General features: G+C 65.4%; 15 protein-coding genes. 7 read left to right on the top strand and 8 right to left on the bottom strand.

Features of this window, described 5'->3' with window-relative positions; translation table 11 throughout:
• Positions 1-5: 5 nt before the first annotated feature.
• Together GPA25_RS02170 and GPA25_RS02165 are read right to left on the bottom strand one after the other, a co-directional pair.
• Positions 6-515 (bottom strand): hypothetical protein, encoded by a 510-nt coding sequence (locus tag GPA25_RS02170; protein ID WP_169258701.1) that lies wholly within the window; start codon positions 513-515, stop codon positions 6-8.
• Positions 512-799, bottom strand: coding sequence for a DnaJ domain-containing protein (locus tag GPA25_RS02165; protein WP_246265224.1), 288 nt, complete (start codon positions 797-799; stop codon positions 512-514). Before GPA25_RS02165 ends, GPA25_RS02170 begins: the two co-directional genes overlap by 4 nt.
• Before the next feature lie 384 nt (positions 800-1183).
• Between GPA25_RS02165 and GPA25_RS02160 the strand changes: the two genes are divergently transcribed.
• Positions 1184-3292 (top strand): D-(-)-3-hydroxybutyrate oligomer hydrolase, encoded by a 2109-nt coding sequence (locus GPA25_RS02160; protein WP_169258700.1) that lies wholly within the window; start codon positions 1184-1186, stop codon positions 3290-3292.
• A 46-nt stretch (positions 3293-3338) separates the two neighbouring features.
• Here GPA25_RS02160 and GPA25_RS02155 read toward each other — a convergent pair whose 3' ends face one another.
• Both GPA25_RS02155 and GPA25_RS02150 read right to left on the bottom strand, forming a co-directional pair.
• On the bottom strand, positions 3339-3821 hold the full coding sequence (locus GPA25_RS02155) for a glutathione peroxidase (RefSeq protein WP_169258699.1): 483 nt from the start codon (positions 3819-3821) through the stop codon (positions 3339-3341).
• A gap of 39 nt (positions 3822-3860) precedes the next feature.
• The gene (locus GPA25_RS02150) at positions 3861-6011 is read right to left on the bottom strand and encodes an AAA family ATPase (protein ID WP_169258698.1); all 2151 of its coding nucleotides are present in this window, start codon (positions 6009-6011) and stop codon (positions 3861-3863) included.
• A 402-nt stretch (positions 6012-6413) separates the two neighbouring features.
• Between GPA25_RS02150 and GPA25_RS02145 the strand changes: the two genes are divergently transcribed.
• From GPA25_RS02145 to GPA25_RS02135, 3 genes are all read left to right on the top strand, one after another.
• A complete protein-coding gene (locus GPA25_RS02145; protein ID WP_169258697.1) occupies positions 6414-7595 on the top strand; it encodes a methyltransferase in 1182 nt (393 codons plus the stop codon).
• A 525-nt stretch (positions 7596-8120) separates the two neighbouring features.
• On the top strand, positions 8121-8273 hold the full coding sequence (locus GPA25_RS02140; protein WP_169258696.1) for a hypothetical protein: 153 nt from the start codon (positions 8121-8123) through the stop codon (positions 8271-8273).
• Positions 8274-8355: 82 nt separating this feature from the next.
• Positions 8356-9108: an SDR family NAD(P)-dependent oxidoreductase gene (locus GPA25_RS02135; protein WP_169258695.1), complete on the top strand. Its 753-nt coding sequence runs from the start codon at positions 8356-8358 to the stop codon at positions 9106-9108.
• A gap of 129 nt (positions 9109-9237) precedes the next feature.
• Here the strand turns inward: GPA25_RS02135 and GPA25_RS02130 are convergent, their stop codons facing one another.
• Genes GPA25_RS02130 through GPA25_RS02115 form a run of 4 tightly spaced genes read right to left on the bottom strand, consistent with a single transcriptional unit; the run spans position 9238 to position 13093 of the window.
• A complete protein-coding gene (locus GPA25_RS02130; protein ID WP_169258694.1) occupies positions 9238-9885 on the bottom strand; it encodes a response regulator in 648 nt (215 codons plus the stop codon).
• Positions 9869-11245 carry a sensor histidine kinase gene (locus GPA25_RS02125; RefSeq protein WP_169258693.1) on the bottom strand — a complete coding sequence of 459 codons (1377 nt, stop codon included), beginning with the start codon at positions 11243-11245 and terminating at the stop codon, positions 9869-9871. The genes GPA25_RS02130 and GPA25_RS02125 overlap by 17 nt, the downstream gene beginning before the upstream one ends.
• Entirely contained in the window at positions 11235-12263 is a 1029-nt protein-coding gene (locus tag GPA25_RS02120) for a quinoprotein relay system zinc metallohydrolase 1 (protein WP_246265216.1), read from the bottom strand. The genes GPA25_RS02125 and GPA25_RS02120 overlap by 11 nt, the downstream gene beginning before the upstream one ends.
• Positions 12260-13093, bottom strand: coding sequence for a quinoprotein dehydrogenase-associated SoxYZ-like carrier (locus GPA25_RS02115; RefSeq protein WP_169258692.1), 834 nt, complete (start codon positions 13091-13093; stop codon positions 12260-12262). Before GPA25_RS02115 ends, GPA25_RS02120 begins: the two co-directional genes overlap by 4 nt.
• A gap of 338 nt (positions 13094-13431) precedes the next feature.
• Here GPA25_RS02115 and GPA25_RS02110 point away from each other — a divergent pair, with 338 nt between their 5' ends.
• The 3 genes from GPA25_RS02110 (at position 13432) to GPA25_RS02100 (ending at position 17255) form a co-directional block, all read left to right on the top strand.
• Entirely contained in the window at positions 13432-15228 is a 1797-nt protein-coding gene (locus tag GPA25_RS02110; RefSeq protein WP_169258691.1) for a methanol/ethanol family PQQ-dependent dehydrogenase, read from the top strand.
• 147 nt (positions 15229-15375) lie between these two features.
• Positions 15376-16230 (top strand): cache domain-containing protein, encoded by an 855-nt coding sequence (locus GPA25_RS02105; RefSeq protein WP_169258690.1) that lies wholly within the window; start codon positions 15376-15378, stop codon positions 16228-16230.
• Positions 16231-16283: 53 nt separating this feature from the next.
• A complete protein-coding gene (locus GPA25_RS02100) occupies positions 16284-17255 on the top strand; it encodes a hypothetical protein (RefSeq protein ID WP_169258689.1) in 972 nt (323 codons plus the stop codon).
• The last annotated feature ends 45 nt before the right edge of the window (positions 17256-17300 follow it).

Raw genomic sequence — 17300 nt, 5'->3', positions numbered from 1 at the left:
GGTGCTCAACGGTCAGGGGTATCGAAACCTTGTTCGGTCATCCAGCTTTCACCGGCTTCGCCAAGGTCTTCCGTATCGTCTTCATTTTCTTCATCGGCCTGGGACGGGGCGTCGGGCCTGCGGATGTCTTCGGTCAACATCCACTCGAGGACCGCCGTGGAGGTCAGGAAAGCATCGCCATCGGCAGTCCCCAGGCACATCTCGATCAGCGGACGCGCCCACGGCTGAATATCCAGGGTTCTTTCCATCTCCGCCCAGCGCGGAAAACGACCGAGCCCCGGGGTGCCGTTGGCCGCCCGGTCAAGAATCCTGCGGTCGTTGAACGCATACGCCCCATGCAGCGCGGGCGCGACCATTTCCGGCGCCTCCTCGATCATGGGCATCAGATCCTTGAAGCACTGCCGCTTTTCCTGCAGACGCTTGTTGAGCACGTTCTTGTTTTCCGAATCAGTGCGCAAGTCATCCAGCTCACTATTGTAACGCTCGGAAAGATCTTCAAAATAAAACGACGTCATGTAATCACTTTTTCAATATACGCATTCCACAGCGAGGTCGCTTCCTGCAGTGGATCGTCGATCAGGTTGCGACGGCGCAGCGCATCGTATTCGCGGCGCTTCGCATCGTCACCCAGCAACTCGTAAGCCGTCTGGGCTTCCCGAAAACGGGCCGAAGCGTCGGCCGAGGGGTTTCTGTCGGGGTGGTAAAGACGGGCCGCCTTGCGGTAGGCCGCTTTGATGTCATCAAGAGATGCGACTGGCGAAATACCTAGAACTTCGTATGGGTCTCTCATTTCAGTCATTATGAATAAACGGGACTTATCGATACTAGTATAACAAGGAACTATTGGCCCCTTCGCAAAGAGTCGGCCTCGCCGCGCCGCGCTGCCCATGCAAGGAGCACGCCGTCCCCGCACCGCGGTAGCGGTTCCGGGACGGGGGCCGGAGCGGTGTTCGGCACTGCATTTCTGGTCGGCTTGGGGCAGTGATCCGCTTGCCGACGCACCGTGAAGCGCGAGTGCCGTTTCGGCCTCATGCTGACGCCGCATTCTGCTGTGCTAGGGCAAACCCTTATTTCGCCGCGGTCACAACGGGTCAATAACGTACACTTGCACGCGGGAAGCATAGGACGACGGGTTTCGAGAGGTCCTCCGCGTACAAACAAGACCAATAACCGAGGAGCCCCCATGTATCTCCGTGTGCGCATCGTGACCCCGCTGGTGCTGGCCCTGGCCGCCATGCCGAGCCTTGCCGCTTCACCTGAAATCGAATTCGGCTACAACGACAAACCGGCGTTTCTCGGCGACATCATCGTGCGCACGACGGATGGCGTTTCCGACGACCTGCTCACCGGGGGACTCGGCAGCGCCGGCATCCAGTCCGCGACGGCACCTTCGGTCTCCGCCGTGCCCACGGCCACCGAACTGCGCCGGCTGGCGATCTACAACAACTACCGGGCTTTGGTCGATACCACGAGCAATGGCGGCTATGGCACGCTGTTCGGTCCGCTGCTCGGCGTGAGCGCCAACGGCGTGGTGAGCAGTCCCGGAGATGGCAGGATCGCCGGCACGGAGTATCTGGCCTATGCCAACCGCGGGGAGGGAGGGCAGAACGTGACGCTGATGGTGCAGGTTCCGGCTCACTTCAACCCGGCGGACCCCTGCATCGTCACCGGTACCTCCAGCGGCTCGCGCGGCATCTACGGCGCCATCGGCACCTCGGGCGAATGGGGGCTGCAAAAGGGCTGCGCCGTGGCCTATGCCGACAAGGGTACCGGCAACGGCATGCATGACCTGACGAGCAATACCGTCGGCCTGATCGACGGGATCCGCAGCGACGCAGACCTGGCCGGGGACGCCTCGCATTTCACCGCGGATCTCTCCGATTCGGCGCGGGCAGCCTTCCTCGCCGCGTGGCCCAACCGCGTCGCGGTCAAGCATGCCCATTCCCGGCTCAACCCGGAAGCGGATTGGGGGCGCGATACGCTGGACGCCGTGCGTTTCGCGTTCTATGTGCTCAATGAAACCTACGGTCTGCCGACGCGCAAGGGCGTGGTCCGCACCATCTTCAAGCCCAACACCGTGGTGATTGCGGCGAGTGTGTCGAACGGAGGCGGTGCGGCACTCGCCGCCGCGGAACAGGACGATGAGCACCTGATCGACGGTGTGGCCGTCGGCGAACCCCAGATCCAGTTGCGCGAGAACGACCGCCTCACGGTCCATCGTGGTAGCCAGGCGCGCGTCGGTAGCGGTCGAACACTGTTCGACTACACCACCTACGCGAACCTGCTGCAGCCGTGCGCCACGCTCTCTCCGCGCGCGGCGGGATCGCCCGGCGCGGCTTTCGTCCCCGCGGTGCTTGCCGCCAACCGCTGCGAGGCGCTCGTGAACCAGGGGCTGATCGGTGGCAGCACCCCGGTCGAACAGGGCGACAGCGCACTGGATGCGTTGCTTGCCTATGGCTGGGAGCCCGAATCGATTCCCTTGACGGCGTCGCATTACGCCTTTGCGATGCCGGCGATCGCGGTGACCTACGCCAACACCTATGGCCGCTTCGGGGTGGAGGAGCGAACATGCAACTACAGCTTCGCTGCCGTCGACGCCGCCGGCGCGCCCGCGACCTGGCCGGCAGCGGGCGCGGCGCAGAGCTTCGGCACCGGCAACGGCATTCCGCCGGTCTCGGGGCTGCAGATCATCAACGATGCCTCGGTCGGCGGACCGCTTCGCGACGGTGCTTCCATTTCCGCCTCGACCGGCAAGTTCGACTTCAACGTGGATGGGGCGCTGTGCCTGCGTAGCCTGTGGGCCAGCGACAGCGTCGAGTCGCTACGAGTCCGCGACGGCGTCGAGGAGGTCCGCGTGAAGGGCGACCTGCGCGGCAAGCCGGCGATCATCGTGCATGGGCGTGCGGACGCGCTGGTTCCGGTGGGTTTCTCCTCGCGTCCGTACCTCGGCATGAACCACATAGAAGAGGGCGGTCGCAGCCGGCTGCGCTACATCGAGGTCACCAACGCACAGCATTTCGATACCTTCATCGGCAACGCATTGCTCCCGGGTTATGACACGCGCTTCATCCCGATGCATGTGTATTTCCGCCGCGCGCTGGACTTGATGCATGGCCATCTCACCGCGCATGCGCCGCTGCCGCCTTCGCAGGTCGTGCGCACCACGCCGCGCGCGGGGATCCCCGGGGCGGCGGTCGCGATCACCGCTGCAAACGTGCCGCCAATCAGCGCCGACCCGCCCGAGTCCGACCTGATCACGGTGGTGCGCCGCGAAGTGTTCGTTCCGGATTGAGTCGGGCAACGCTGACGCGCGTCGGCCGATTACGCCCAAGGCGGCATCACAGCAGGGCTTCGATGTCGCCGGCGATGGCTTCGGGCGTCGTCATGGGGGCGTAGCGTTCAACGTGCGTGCCACTGCGATCGACCAGGAACTTGGTGAAGTTCCACTTGATCGCCTCGGTGCCGAGCACGCCTTTCGCGTGCTGTTTCAGCCAGACGTAAAGGGGATGGGCGGTGTCGCCGTTGACGTCGATCTTGGCGAACATCGGGAAGCTGACGCCGTAATTCTTCGAGCAGAAGGCGGCAATTTCGGCGGCATTGCCCGGTTCCTGCTCGCGAAACTGATTGCACGGGAATCCCAGCACGACCAGGCCGCGTGCGCGGTGCTTTTCGTATAGATCTTCGAGACCGGCGTACTGCGGCGTGAAGCCGCACTCGCTGGCGGTATTGACGATCAGCAGCACCTTGTCGGCGTATTCGCCAAGCGTGGTGCTGCCACCTTCAAGACGTTCGATTTCGATGTCATAGAGATTTGCGGCCATGGGGTGCCCTCTCTGCGTTGGGAAGTGTGCGGTCAGTCGCTAAATCATCGGGTGCTCGTGGCCGCCCGTGCCCGACTCCGCGTGGGACAAACTTTCTTGCGCTTGAGGCGGTACCCGGGCCGCCTCGAAGCTGCGGATTTCGAACAGTGCCTCACCCAGGCTCATCTCGCCGGCTTCCAGTAGCTTGCCGGCCAGATGCTCGGTCAGCCGCTTGTGCCGGGCGAGCACGGCTTTGGTTTCGCCGTACAGGCGCTCGCTCTGTGCTTCCATGATGCTGCGCGTTTCCTCGTCCAGGGTGCTGCTGCGTTGGCCGTCATTGGCGAGTGCGCCGAAGTTCAGGCGCGTCTTGCGGTACATGCCCATCTCTCCCACGGCGTGGTGCAGCAGCTTCGTCACGCGGGTGATGTCGTTGTGCGCCCCGTTGGTCGTGCCATCCTCGCCAAAAAACAGTTCCTCGTTGGCCATGCCGCCAAGCAGTACGCGCACGTCGTGTTCGATGTCACCCTTGGTCTTGAGCAGGTTGGCGCCCTGCTTGTGGAAGACGAAGCCCAATGCGTTGTTGCGCGGGTTGGCCTTGAGCGAAATTTTGATCGTCTTCATGTCGGCCAGGATCTCCTCCCAGTCGTCGTTGGTCCGCTTGCGTTCGTGATCGAGGTCCATCAGGAAGTGGCCCCATTCGTGCACCGCAATGATGCGCCGGTCGCGCTCGCGTTCGTCGGTAGTGTTGGCGTTGACGTTGCCCACCAGCACGCGCTCGGCGGCCTGCATCAGGGTATCGGCGCCGATCATCTCGCCCGCCTGCACGGCCGTGATGCCCGCCTGGTTGACGATGGTCTCCAGGTCGGCCGGGCTGCGGCCCTCCGTCACCGCCACCAGATGGCGCAGATCCATGTCGGGCAGCACCTTGTCGGCGCGCTGGCTGAGATAGTGGCCAAAGATCGCCAACCGCTCCTCTTGATTGGGCAGACGAAAGTCCACCTTCATCTGGAAGCGGCGCAGCATCGCTTCGTCCATCTGCATGGTTTCGCTGTTGAAGTTGCTGGCCACGATCCAGATGATCTCGGCGTCGTTCTTGCTGCGCACGCCATCGAGCACGGACAGCAGCGTGTTCGCGGTGTCGTCGTCGAACTTGCGGCGCCCGCCGCGCTTCATGAAGAGGTCCTGCGCCTCGTCCAGGAAGACGATGCAGCGCTTGCGCCGCTTGGCCATGGCCATGATGCGGCTGAGTGTATTCGAGCCGCCGGCGACGAAGCCCGTTTCCAGGTTGGCCGCGGAGTGAAACAGGATGGGGAGGCCCAACTCCTTTGCCAGGTAGCTGGCCAGCTTGGTCTTGCCGGTACCCGCCGGGCCGCTGAACATCACGTTGAAGGGCTTCGAGATGCCGTACTCGGCATACTCCGCGCGGCGTTGATACTGGTCCTTGATCTGTGCCACCTCGGCCTTGATGTCATCCATGCCGACCAGGTCGTCGATTGAGCCACGCACCTGCGCCGGCTCGATAAACTTGAGCGACTTGAACTGGCCCTTGAGCTGGAGGTACAGGAAAGCCAGCAGGCCGAGCATCAGCGCGGCAGACAACGCGCCGCTGGCACCGGCCTTCCAGCCGTCGTTCGCGGACTGCGGGCGGCCGCTGGCAAAGCGCTGATCCAGGCGCTCGAACAATTCGAGGCCGCTGGGGCTGAGCTCGCCGCGCGGAATGAAGGCAAGCCTGGCGCCCCAGGGCGCGGTAACGGCCTTGTCGGTGAAGATCCTGGTTTCCATGTCGCTTGGGTAATACGCGTGCTGCTTGCCTTGCGATTCGATCAGGATGATGCGCTCCGACACGTTCCACATCAGCGGCTCGTAGATCACGACAATGCGCTCGACCGGGTTCGCTTCAAGGAAACCCAGCACCGAGCCGCTGCCGAAGACCACGGGCAGCTTGTCGTTGAAAGTCCACAGTCCCTCGCCGGCCTTGCCGGCAACGACCATGCTCTCGACCTGCTCGGCCATGGCAGCACGCTTCTGCAAGAGCGTGAACGAATAGATGCCGGTGGCAGGGATCAGGATGGCCAGGGCCAGCACCGTCAGCTTGACGGCCGTCGACTGGATCACGAACCAGTCCTGCAGCCGGCTGGCGGCCTTCTTGACGGTGAGCCACAGACCGGTTGCGGCCGGCGGCGTGTCGCGGGGTTTCGACAAGTCGGACATGGCAGTCCTTCGTGGGGGCGCTGCGTTATGTTCCGGAGCCGGAACACATGATTCGCAATCACGCCGGGTTAAAGCCTCTCATATAACAAGCCGCGGATGGGCGCTGATTAGCCACCTGTCCGGGCCAAGTGTGACCCTCCACGTTGACCGGGGTTCAGAATACCGAGCAGGACGCGAACTCCATGTGAAATTTTGAACGGCAGGGCAGCGATTAGGCCGACCGCGAGGCCGACGCCGAGGCTCTCCGGGTTGCCGGTGCATTTGTCGAGCCAATATCAATGTCGAGGTCGGCTTTCGGCACTGGTCGACGTTTTTCGCGTATTTTCTGCGGCACGGCGGAGTGCGGCGTAGCGGCCGTGAGCGCTCCGTTATCCAACCCTTTCGTCCTCCCACGTCTGACCAATGACCCATCGCGAGCGATTTCTCGAACTGCAATCGGTGCTGGACGCGCATCAGGCGCTTTGGCGGCCGTCGCCGTTTCGCGAGCGCCGCCCGGACTGGTGCGATCACTGGCCGGCGCTCGCCGAAGCGGTGCTTGGGCTCGACGAGTTCGCGCTCGAGCGATTCATCGACGAGCCGGACGCATGCCGCGCATGGCTCGTGCGCTGGCTACCGGTCGCCGACACGCTGGAGCGCTTGTGCGATGTTCCACGTTTGGTCCCCCGTGCGCTGCCGCCTTGCGATGCGCATTTGAACTGGTCGATTCCCGGGCGCAAGCGCGAGCAGATCGACGCCTTCGCGGCGCATGGTCCGGTCGCGGCGGGGCCGCTGCTGGAGTGGTGCGCCGGCAAGGGACATCTCGGGCGCCGGCTGGCGCTCGTCGAGCATGTGCCGGTCAGCTTGCTGGAGATCAACCCTGCGCTGTGCGAGGCGGCCGAGCGGCTCGCGGTGCGTTCCGGCGTCGAGCAGACGGTGTTGTGTGCCGACGCCCTGGATGGTGCCTCGCTCGCCCACGTGCGTGGCCGCGCCGTCGTGGCGCTGCATGCGTGTGGCGAATTGCACCGGGCACTCGTCCGCGGCGCAGCCCATGACGGTGGGCACAGTTACCGCATCGCGCCGTGCTGCTATCACCTCGGCGCGGGCGAGCGCTATCGCCCGCTGAGCCGCGACGCCTCCCTGCCGCTCGATGCCGGCTCCTTGCGTCTGGCGGTGACCGAGACCGTCACTGCGCCGCGCCATGTCCGGCAGCGTCTCGCGCGGGATCAGGCCTGGAAGCTGGGCTTCATCGCCTTGCGCAATGCGCTCGAGGGCGATGCGATCCGGACTTTCCGGCCCGTGCCGTCGCGCTGGCTATCGGGAGACTTTGCCGCGTACTGCCAGGCACTGGCGCAGCGCGAAGGGGTGTGCTTCCCGGCGGTGGTCGATTGGGGGCACTGGCTCGCCGAGGGGGAACGCCGTCGCGCCGAGGTGCGGCGCTTCGAGCTCGTTCGCCATGCATTTCGCCGCGCGCTGGAGATGTGGCTCGTCATGGATCTTGCGCTGGGGCTGGAAGAGGCGGATTTCGAGGTGCGGGTCGGCACCTTCTGTGCCCGCTCGCTCACGCCGCGCAACCTGATGGTGCTGGCACAACGTCGTAGCGTTTAGCGTCCTGTGGCGTTGCCCACGGGCCTTCCACGGGGCTTCCGCACGGCATGCCCGATTCAATCGAACCCATTGACCGGAACAAACCATTATGTGCGCTATCGCACTGACTGTTCGCGAGCGGGTATCTAATATTCACTTGTATTGATATCGGTGTAGTTCGCAGATTGCTGGCGCCGGCAGGCGCAGGGCTAGTGATCATTGATCCGATGCGCCGCCCAATCAGGAGAATTGAGATGCTAAGAATGCTAATTGTGGCGCCACTTGCGGCGCTTCTCCTCAGCGCGTGCGTCGTGGCACCCGCGGGCCGCGGCCCGGGAATGGTTATGGCACCGGCACTGCCGCTGGTCGTGGAGCTGGACGTAGAGCCTTATTACTATCAAAGCGGCTATTACTATTATTACGACAATAACCACTGGCGTTATTCCGGTTCCAGATCCGGTCCTTGGACGGATCTTCCCCGGAGTCACTACCCCAAGGAGATCAAGTTCAAAGGCCGCGGTGATGGTCGGCGCGGAGATCGGGATCATGACCGCCGCAGAGATCGCGATGATGACCGCCGCGGCGACGGAGATCGCGACCGCCGCGACTGGAGATAAGCTGAAGCCTGCTGTTCTCGAAACCGATGAGCGACCGGATGGTCGACAACCCTGGGGAGAGGGCAGCAGATCGGCCGATTGATGGATATCAATGAGCTTCGCGGCGCTGCCGGCGATGCTGGCCGAACCGTGGAATTACACGAGTTGCCGGTGAGGATGCGAAGATGAATGGACGTCTGGAAGACAGGATTGCGGTCGTGACGGGGGCAAGCAGCGGCATCGGCCATGCGATCGTCGAGCGCTACGTCGCCGAAGGTGCAAAGGTCGTGGCATTCGGACGCAATGTGGAAGCATTGAATGAACTGGCTGCAGCCAGTCCGGGCAGGGTGATCGGTGTCAGTGGCGACGTCACCCGCGGCGACGATCTCGCGCGGCTCGTCGACGAAACGGTCAAGGCGTTCGGCGGTGTCGATATCGTCGTACCGAATGCGGGCATCGCGCGCGTGGTCTCGTTCGAGGAGAGTACGCGTGAGGCGTTCGAGACGCAGTTCTCGGTCAATTTCTTTGCCGCGGCCGAAACCGTCCGCCTGTTTCTGCCGCATGTCCGGCGCGGCGGGTCGGTGCAGTTCATCACGACCTTTCTCACGCAGGTCGGATTCCCCGGTCTCGCGATCTACAGCGCAAGCAAGGCGGCACTGAAATCGCTTGCCCAGACGCTTGCAGCAGAACTCGCTCCGAGGGGGATTCGCGTCAATTCGATTGCCCCCGGACCCATCGCCACACCGCTGTGGGGCACGGTCGGCCTGCCCCCGGAGGTGCTCGGCGCCGTCGTACAGTCGATCAATTCGCGTCTGATGACGGGTGAATTCGGCAAGCCCGGAGATATCGCCGAGACCTCGGTATTCCTGGCGTCGGACGGGGCGAGAAACATCTACGGACAGGATATCGTCGTCGACGGTGGTTACACGATCGGCTAGGACGCGATGTGGCTGGCGCCAACACGGGATGCGCGCGGATCGTACCGCTGACGGCGTGTTGTTCTGCGATTGCGGTCGCGGCGGTCGGACCGGCCGGCAGCCGCCTGGCTTGGCTATCGGATAACGACGCTAGGCTTCGATCAGACCGGAGCGCACGGCGATCAGCGCGAGTTCCGCGGCGTTCGCGGCGTTGAGTTTCTGCTTGATGTGATACAGGTGGGTGCCGACAGTGCTCGCGCTGAGCTTGTGCGTGTCCGCGACCTGGCTCACCGAGCGGCCCTTCGCGAGTTGCAGGAAGACGGCGAATTCCTTGTCGGTGAGGGCGTCGGCGGGGTCGTTGCTGCCGCCGAACTGGGCGAGCGCGAGTTGTGGGGCGAGTTCCGGGTCGACATAGCGCTGGCCGCGCGCGACCTGTGCGACGGCGCGCACGAGTTCCTGCGGCTGGGCGCGCTTGGACAAGTAGCCGGTGGCGCCGGCACGCAGCGCGCGCAGCGGGATCTGGCCGTCCTCGTGGGCGGAGAGCATCAGCACGCGTGCGTCGGGGTGACGCGCGCGCAGGCGTTCGAGGGCGCCCAGACCGCCGATGCCGGGCATCGTGACGTCCATCACCAGTGCGTCCGGCTTGTGCTCGGCGAAGGCTGCGAGCGCGGCCTCGCCGCAGTCGGCTTCGGCAACGATGCTTGCGCCGGCCCCTTCGAGCAGCATGCGGAAGCCCATCCGGACGACGGCGTGGTCGTCGGCGAGGACGAGGCGGAGGTTTTCAAGAGTGTTGGCCATGGGGACATTCCTCGCGGGACAGAAGCTGCGGCAGGCGGGCGCTGACGCGCAGGCCGCCGCCAGGGGGCGTTTCGAGATGCAGTTCGCCGTGCAGTTCGGCGACGCGTTCGCGCATGCCGGTGAGGCCATAGCGCCCCGGGCCGGGCTCCGGCGCGAGGCCGCGGCCGTTGTCGCAGACTTCGAGCGCGACCGCGTCGGACTCGAATTCGAGACGCACATCGACGTGTGATGCGCCGGAATGGCGGGCGACATTGGTGAGGCTTTCCTGCAGCAGGCGCAGTACCGTGAGGCCGAGCGCCTCGCCGGTGGGGGCATGTTGCAGTGCAGTGCGGCAGTCGACATGGATGTCCGGATGGTGGCGGGACCACAATCGGCAGTAGTCGGCGACGGCCTGGTCGAGTTGACCGCCGGTGTCGGCGCTGGCCGGGCGCAGGCGCTGCAGGATCGCGCGCACGCCGTCCTGCATCTGGCCGGTCATCGCGAGGATCGCCTGGGCGCTGCCGTGGATCTGCGGCTGATCTTCGCAGCGTTGCAGGATCGCGCCGGAAATCGCACGCACCGCGGTGATCGCCTGGCCGAGTTCGTCGTGCAGTTCGCGCGCGATCACGCGACGTTCGTCTTCGAGGCGGATATGTACGGCGCGCGCGAAAGCCTGGTCTTCTTCGAGACGCAGGTTGTGCGCGCGGGTGTCGTCGAGGGTGTCGGCGAGGCGGTTGTAGCTCGCGGCGACGCGGTCGAGTTCGGCGACGCGGTAGCCGGGCAGGCGGATGTCGAAGCGGCCGTCGGCACCGCGGGCGAGGGCCGCGTCGATCTGCGCAAGCGGCGCGAGCGCGCGGTTGAGCGCAAGGCGGGCGGCGATGGCGACGATCAGCAGCAGCGCGAGGGCCGAGCCGAGGCCGGTGGCGAGGTCGTCCCAGGCGTCGAGGACCGCGCGCGAGGCGTCGGGGCGCAGGACAATCTGGCGGTCGCCGGCATCGAAGTGGCGCACCGGCAGGGGGGGCGTGAGCCTGCCGGCGAACCAGTCCGGCGCGAAGCGACCGGCCTTGTAGGTGGATTCGGGCGAGACGTAGAGGCGGGCGCCGTCGGCCGCGAGCACTTCGAGCTGGTTGGCACGTAGCCGGCCGACCGCGCGCAGGTGCGCCATCAGCCGCGCCGGGCCGTCGGCGCTGTCGCGCAGTGTTTCGGACACCAGCACGGCGATCCACTGCTGCGCGACGTGGCTCGCGGCCTGTACCTCCTCGTGGATGGACTTGCGCGTCTCCCGCACCCACCAGCCGGCACCGGCGAGCAGGATCAGCGCGAGCGTGGCGGTGAGCACGAGGCCGACACGCGTACCGAGGCTCGCTGACTTAGCGCGCATGGCCTTTCTCCAGCACGGCCTGCTCGGCGGCCGGGAACAGATGCACGACCGAGCGGCGGTATTCGCGTTCGACTTCGGCCAGTTCCTTGAACTGCGCGGGGATCGGGCGGGCGAGCATCTCCGTCATGTCGAGGCCCGCCTCGGCGCCTTCGCGGATCGTCGCGGCGAGCCATTCGAGGTAGGCGCGGGTCTGGCGGATCGGCGCGGTGTCGCTCGCGACCGCGCCGTGACCGGGCACCCACTGCCGCGCCGGAAGCGCTTCGAGGCGCGTCAGCGCGGCCAGCCAGGGCGCGAGCTTGGCATGCGGGGTCGTCGCGGCGCGGTTGTGGAACAGCATGTCGCTGGCGAAGACGGTGCCGCTCGCGTGATCGATGACGACGAGGTCGGCCGGCGTATGGCCGTCAAGCGCGAGGAATTCGATGTCGCGCCCACCGATCGTGCGCCGGCCCGGTGCGAGAGGCTGCGTCGGCGCGACGCGCTCGGTGCCGTCCATCCAGTCGCCAGTCATGCGGTAAAGGTTTTCGTTGAAGGATTCGCCGTCCTGTTCGATGCCGCGCCGCGTTTCCGGCAGCGCGGCGAGCGTGGCGGCGGGGAAGGCCTGGTTGCCGAGGAAGTGATCCGGGTGGTGGTGCGTATTGATCGTCAGCACGACGGGTAGCGCGGTGACGCGCCGGATCGCGGCGAGCATCTGTTCGCCGTAGCGGCGCGACGGCCCGGTGTCGATGACGATGACGCCGCCGCTACCGACAATGAAACCGGTATTGAGGATATTGCCGCCGTTCGCCACGGAAAAATCCTCGTTGCGGCCGATGAGGACGTACACGCCAGCGGCGATCCGGTGTGGTTCCAGGTGATAGTCGAATCGCTTGGACGTTGCGGGCGCCTGGGCGCGGGCGGCGCCCGGCAGTGGCGCGAGGGTGAGAGTCAGGGCGAGGGGCAGGGCAAGGGACAGGGTGATGGTCCGCGGCACTGCGCGCAGTGCGTCGGCGAGGCGCGACATGATCCCTTGTGCCGTCATTGCGTCACCCATGCATCGATGCGGTTGCCGTTATTGTCGCGGCCGCGGGCGTGGATGCGCGTGCCGCCCGTCGCATCCGGAGGCATGTCGATCGTGAACAGCGGATTTTCGGAGACCGGCTCGAAGGCCTGGATACGCATCAGTTCGGCGCCGGACTCGTCGGAGAGCGTCAGTTCCTCGATGTGGAACACCGGGATGCCGGGCGCGAGACCGGTGTCCATCGGATGAATGATGCGCATGCGCAGGCGTTCGCCGCCGTCGATGCGCGGAAAGATCTTGCCGCTGACTTCGTTGAGGCGCTCCTGCCAAACCGGCGAGCCGGAGCCGGTGGATGGGGCGGTGCAGCCGCCGCCGGTGGCGGTGATCCACACCCCGCCGACGTGCCAGGTGCCGTCGGTGGTGCGTGCCGCCGCACGCACCGGGGACGACTGCTGCAGCTTGAGACGGAAGCCCAGACTCGCCCTGGCCCGGCCTGGATGGAAGCGCAGCACGGCGAGAATGGGGTTGAAGTCTGCGAACACCAGCACTTCCTCGACGCCGGTGAGCGCGCTCGCGTCGACGCTGACCGGAACGTTGAGCGAATCCTCGGCGATGGCCGGGGCGCTGATCTTTACGCGGGGGTCGAACACGACCGTGCGCCCGGCGAAGAAGGTCTTCTGCATGTCGCCCCAGCGGGCGGAGTCGAGCGGGTCCGTGACCGCGCCGCCTGCCGCGGCGGGCGCCACGGATTGCGCGCCGGCCGGCATGGCCGTCACAGGTAACGCGGCGCTGGCGCCCGGTGTCAGGCCGAGCCACAGCGTCGCCAACGCGAGCAGGATTGCACAGCGCATCGAATCTCCTCCACGGGGCGGTCGATGCCGCCCTCGATATTTGTCTTCGCTTTCAGCAAGGCGTGTGCCATACCTTATGTACGGCGGGCAGGCAGGTGAGCAATTGCGGGATGCTCCAAAACGGAACACCTGCTGTCAATCAGGACAGGTCAAATGCCGGCCGGGCAAGCGCGGGGTGCCATTTCACTGTGTTTTTCGCGTATTTCGGGCGCATCGACGTTACGTTTCCGGATGTTGCAGCGGTGGCACGCAGTTTGCGATCTTGGGTACCGAACCCGGTCGCCCTGTGCGGGGAGGCGGTTTCCGAAAAAACGACGAGAAACGAAAGGAGGAATCAAATGGAGCAGATCCGGAAAAGCGTAAGCGTACCCGGCGCCATCACCATTCTGGCGCTGACCCTTGCGAGCCTGGGAAGTGTTCAGGCCAAGGACGTTACCGATGCGGACATCCTCAATGACGGGACGAAGAACACCAACCAGGTGGTGACCTATGGCCTGGGAACCAAGGGGCAGCGTTTCAGCCCCCTGGCGCAGATTACCCCGTCGACGGTCAAGAACCTCGTGCCGGTGTGGTCGTTCTCGTTCGGCGGCGAAAAACAGCGCGGCCAGCAGTCGCAGCCGCTGGTGCATGACGGCAAGATGTTCGTTACCGCCTCCTACAGTCGCATCTTCGCGCTCGACGTGAAGACCGGCGAAAAGCTGTGGAAATACGAGCACCGCCTGCCCGACGGCATCATGCCGTGCTGTGACGTCGTCAACCGTGGCGCCGCGATCTACGGCAACCTGGTGATCTTCGGCACGCTCGACGCGCAGCTCGTCGCGCTCGACAAGGACACCGGCAAGGTGGTGTGGAAGGAAAAGATCGAGGACTACAAGGCGGGCTATTCCTTCACCGCAGCGCCGCAGATCGTCAAGGGCATGGTCATCACCGGCAACTCTGGCGGCGAGTTCGGTATCGTCGGCCGGGTCGACGCGCGCGACGCGAAGACCGGCAAGCTGGTGTGGACGCGGCCGGTGGTCGAAGGCCACATGGGCTTCAAGTACGACAAGGAAGGCAAGCAGGTCGAGAACGGCATCTCGGGCACGACCAACGCGACCTGGCCGGGCGACCTGTGGAAGACGGGCGGCGCCGCACCCTGGTTGTCGGCCTACTACGATCCCGAGGTCAACCTGATCTTCATCGGCACCGGCAACCCGGCGCCGTGGAACAGCTGGCTGCGCCCGGGCGACAACCTGTATTCGTCCTCGACAGTGGCGATCGATCCCGACACCGGCAAGATCGTCTGGCACTACCAGACCACGCCGCACGATGGCTGGGACTATGACGGTGTCAACGAGTTCGTGTCCTTCGAGTACAAGGATCCGAAGAGCGGCAAGATGGTCAAGGCCGGTGGCAAGGCTGACCGCAATGGCTTCTTCTTCGTCAATGACCGCACCAACGGCAAGCTGCTCAACGCCTTCCCGTTCGTCAAGCAGATCGACTGGGCCAAGGGCATCGACCTGAACACCGGCCGGCCGATCTACGACGACAAGAAGCGTCCCGGCAACCCCTTCACCGAAGGCGGTGGCGACGGCAAGAAGGGCGAGGTGGTGCTGAACGCGCCGTCCTTCCTCGGTGGCAAGAACCAGATGCCGATGGCGTACAGCCCGAAGACCGGCTACTTCTACGTGCCGTCCAACGAGTGGGCGATGGACATCTGGAACGAGCCGGTGTCGTACAAGCGTGGCGCGGCCTATCTGGGCGCCGGCTTCACGATCAAGCCGCTGCACGAGGACTACATCGGCGCGCTGCGCGCGGTCGATCCGGTCAGCGGCAAGATCGTGTGGGAGGTCAAGAACAACGCGCCGCTATGGGGCGGGGTGCTGACCACCGGCGGCGATCTGGTGTTCTATGGCACGCCGGAGGGCTACCTGAAGGCGATCAACGCGACCACCGGTGCGGAGGTGTGGAAGTTCCAGACCGGCTCCGGGATCATCGCCCCGCCGATCACTTGGGACGACGGCGGCGAGCAGTATGTCGCGGTCGTTTCGGGCTGGGGCGGTGCGGTGCCGCTGTGGGGCGGCGATGTCGCCAAGCGCGTGAACTTCCTGGAGCAGGGCGGTTCCGTGTGGGTGTTCAAGCTGCACAAGCCGTAATCGCATGCGGGGCGGCACATGCCGCCCCGGTTTTTCCCTGTCCATCCCGGTTCGCCGGGGTGGTCTGCTGAGCCCGTGCGCGGGGTGCCTGTCCGGCCGGAACGGGTTCAGCAGACCATCCCGAATCCTGCATGAGAGGATCTGCAAGTGAAACAATCCATCCTGAAACCGCTTCTCGCGACCGTGCTGCTGAGCCTGGCTGCCCATACCGCCACCGCGGTGGACCGCGGCACCCCGCGGGAGGCCCGTACGCTGTTCGAGCAGGCCGTGAAGTTCATGGAAGCCAACGGTCCGGAGCGCGCCTTTGCGGCGTTCAACGACCGCAACGGGCAGTTCGTGCGCAAGGATCTGTATGTCTTCGTAATCGACGACAAGGGTGTCTATCACGCCAGCGGTGCGGCCCCCGAGGCGCTGGTCGGCCTGACGGTGCTCAACACGACGGACGCCGCCGGCAATCCGCTGTTCCGCGAGATGATCGACACCACGCGCGCGACGCAGGAAGGCACGGTGCGCTACATGTGGCTCAACCGTATGACCAACAAGGTCGAGCCCAAGGTCAGCTATGTGCGCAAGGTCGGCACCTACGTCGTCGGTGTCGGTTATTCGGCGCCGCGCGCGAGCGCGGACGACGCGCGCGCCATGCTCGGCCGCGCGGTCGCGCTGGCCCGGGCGGACGGGCCGGCGAAGGCGGCGACGGCATTCAACGACCGCCGTGGCGCCTTCATCAAGGATGATCTGTACGTGTTCATGGTCAATCTCGACAGCGGCCGCTTCGAGGCGATGGGCATGAACCCCGCGCTGGCGGACACCGACGCACGCGGTCTCGTCGATGCCGCGGGGCATGCGATCGTCGCCGAGATGATCGAGAAGCTGAAGACCGCGGACGAGGCCACGGTCGATTACGTGTGGCGCAATCCGGTCACCAACCGTGTCGAGAAAAAACGCTCCTATGTGCGGCGCGAGGGCGGCTCGCTGATCGGCGTGGGACACTATATCGAGTAGGTGGGTATCGCCGGACCGCTTGGTCGGGTTGGCAACGCAGGAGGGACAGCAGGGTGACTGGGAGGCGATCGGACGTTCGGCGGATCCTTGCGTGTGCGCTGCTGATCGTGCTCGGTTCGTTGCCCTGGGCGCCGTCTGCCCGCGCTGCGGAAGATCCGGACACGGTTGTCGGGGTGACGATCCGTGTCGCAGGTGAGGGTTGGGGGAGCGCCGAGCGGGACGAGATCGAAACCGTGCTGCAGGCCGTGGCGAACGAACTGGTCACTGGCCCGGCCCCCATGTTCGCCGCGCCGATCGTGGTGAGCTACGCTGCCGGCAGTCCGGTCACCCTCTACGAGAGGGGGGCCGCGGGCGAATATCAGGTGCACTTGTCCGCACGCGACCGGCGCTGGGCGCAGTACGTCTACCAGTTCGGTCACGAGCTGTGCCACATCATGTCGAACTTCGAAGTTCGCGCCGCGAACACTGCGCACAAACGCAACCAGTGGTTCGAGGAAGCGGTGTGCGAGACGGCGGGCCTCTTCGCGCTGAGGCGCATGGCCGCGCGCTGGCAAACCGAGGCACCGTATCCGACCTGGCAGGACTACGCGCCCGCGCTGCGCGCCTACGCCGATCGCCTGGTCGGCGAAGCGCACCGCCACTTGCCCGAGGGTGTTTCGCCGGGCCGTTGGTTGCACGCAAGGCTTGAAACGCTGGGAAGCAATCCCTACCGCCGCAGCGACAACGAGGTCGTCGCGAACCTCCTGCTGCCCTTGTTCGAACGGGCGCCGGAACAATGGGCGGCGCTCCATCACCTGAATCTGCATCCCGACGATAGCGTTGCCGATCTGCCTCAGTATCTGCGCAATTGGCGCGGCAACGCGCCGCGCGACCACCAGCAATTCATCGACGAACTGGCAGGCGAACTGGGCCTCGGCGACGTGACGGTTTCCGCGCGGGCGCAATCGGCCGCAGCGATCACGCCGCCACCGTCCCGCGATTCATCAGGAGGTCAGGCAGGCAACGCGGGCCCGCTGCACGATTGAGTTTGCGCGTCGCGAATCCGGCGTGCCCTGCACGATGAGGTGATG

It is taken from the genome of Aromatoleum diolicum, from assembly GCF_012910955.1.
GTDB classification, from domain to species: Bacteria; Pseudomonadota; Gammaproteobacteria; order Burkholderiales; family Rhodocyclaceae; genus Aromatoleum; species Aromatoleum diolicum.
This window is presented reverse-complemented; position numbering and strand designations above follow the sequence as displayed.

Coding starts and splice junctions, on each gene's coding strand:
- GPA25_RS02145 (WP_169258697.1), top strand. CDS start 6,414: ATGACCCATCGCGAGCGATTTCTCGAACTGCAATCGGTGCTGGACGCG.
- GPA25_RS02110 (WP_169258691.1), top strand. CDS start 13,432: ATGGAGCAGATCCGGAAAAGCGTAAGCGTACCCGGCGCCATCACCATT.
- GPA25_RS02130 (WP_169258694.1), bottom strand. CDS start 9,885: ATGGCCAACACTCTTGAAAACCTCCGCCTCGTCCTCGCCGACGACCAC.
- GPA25_RS02120 (WP_246265216.1), bottom strand. CDS start 12,263: ATGACGGCACAAGGGATCATGTCGCGCCTCGCCGACGCACTGCGCGCA.
- GPA25_RS02135 (WP_169258695.1), top strand. CDS start 8,356: ATGAATGGACGTCTGGAAGACAGGATTGCGGTCGTGACGGGGGCAAGC.
- GPA25_RS02155 (WP_169258699.1), bottom strand. CDS start 3,821: ATGGCCGCAAATCTCTATGACATCGAAATCGAACGTCTTGAAGGTGGC.
- GPA25_RS02160 (WP_169258700.1), top strand. CDS start 1,184: ATGTATCTCCGTGTGCGCATCGTGACCCCGCTGGTGCTGGCCCTGGCC.
- GPA25_RS02170 (WP_169258701.1), bottom strand. CDS start 515: ATGACGTCGTTTTATTTTGAAGATCTTTCCGAGCGTTACAATAGTGAG.
- GPA25_RS02140 (WP_169258696.1), top strand. CDS start 8,121: ATGACCGCCGCAGAGATCGCGATGATGACCGCCGCGGCGACGGAGATC.
- GPA25_RS02165 (WP_246265224.1), bottom strand. CDS start 799: ATGACTGAAATGAGAGACCCATACGAAGTTCTAGGTATTTCGCCAGTC.
- GPA25_RS02115 (WP_169258692.1), bottom strand. CDS start 13,093: ATGCGCTGTGCAATCCTGCTCGCGTTGGCGACGCTGTGGCTCGGCCTG.
- GPA25_RS02125 (WP_169258693.1), bottom strand. CDS start 11,245: ATGCGCGCTAAGTCAGCGAGCCTCGGTACGCGTGTCGGCCTCGTGCTC.
- GPA25_RS02150 (WP_169258698.1), bottom strand. CDS start 6,011: ATGTCCGACTTGTCGAAACCCCGCGACACGCCGCCGGCCGCAACCGGT.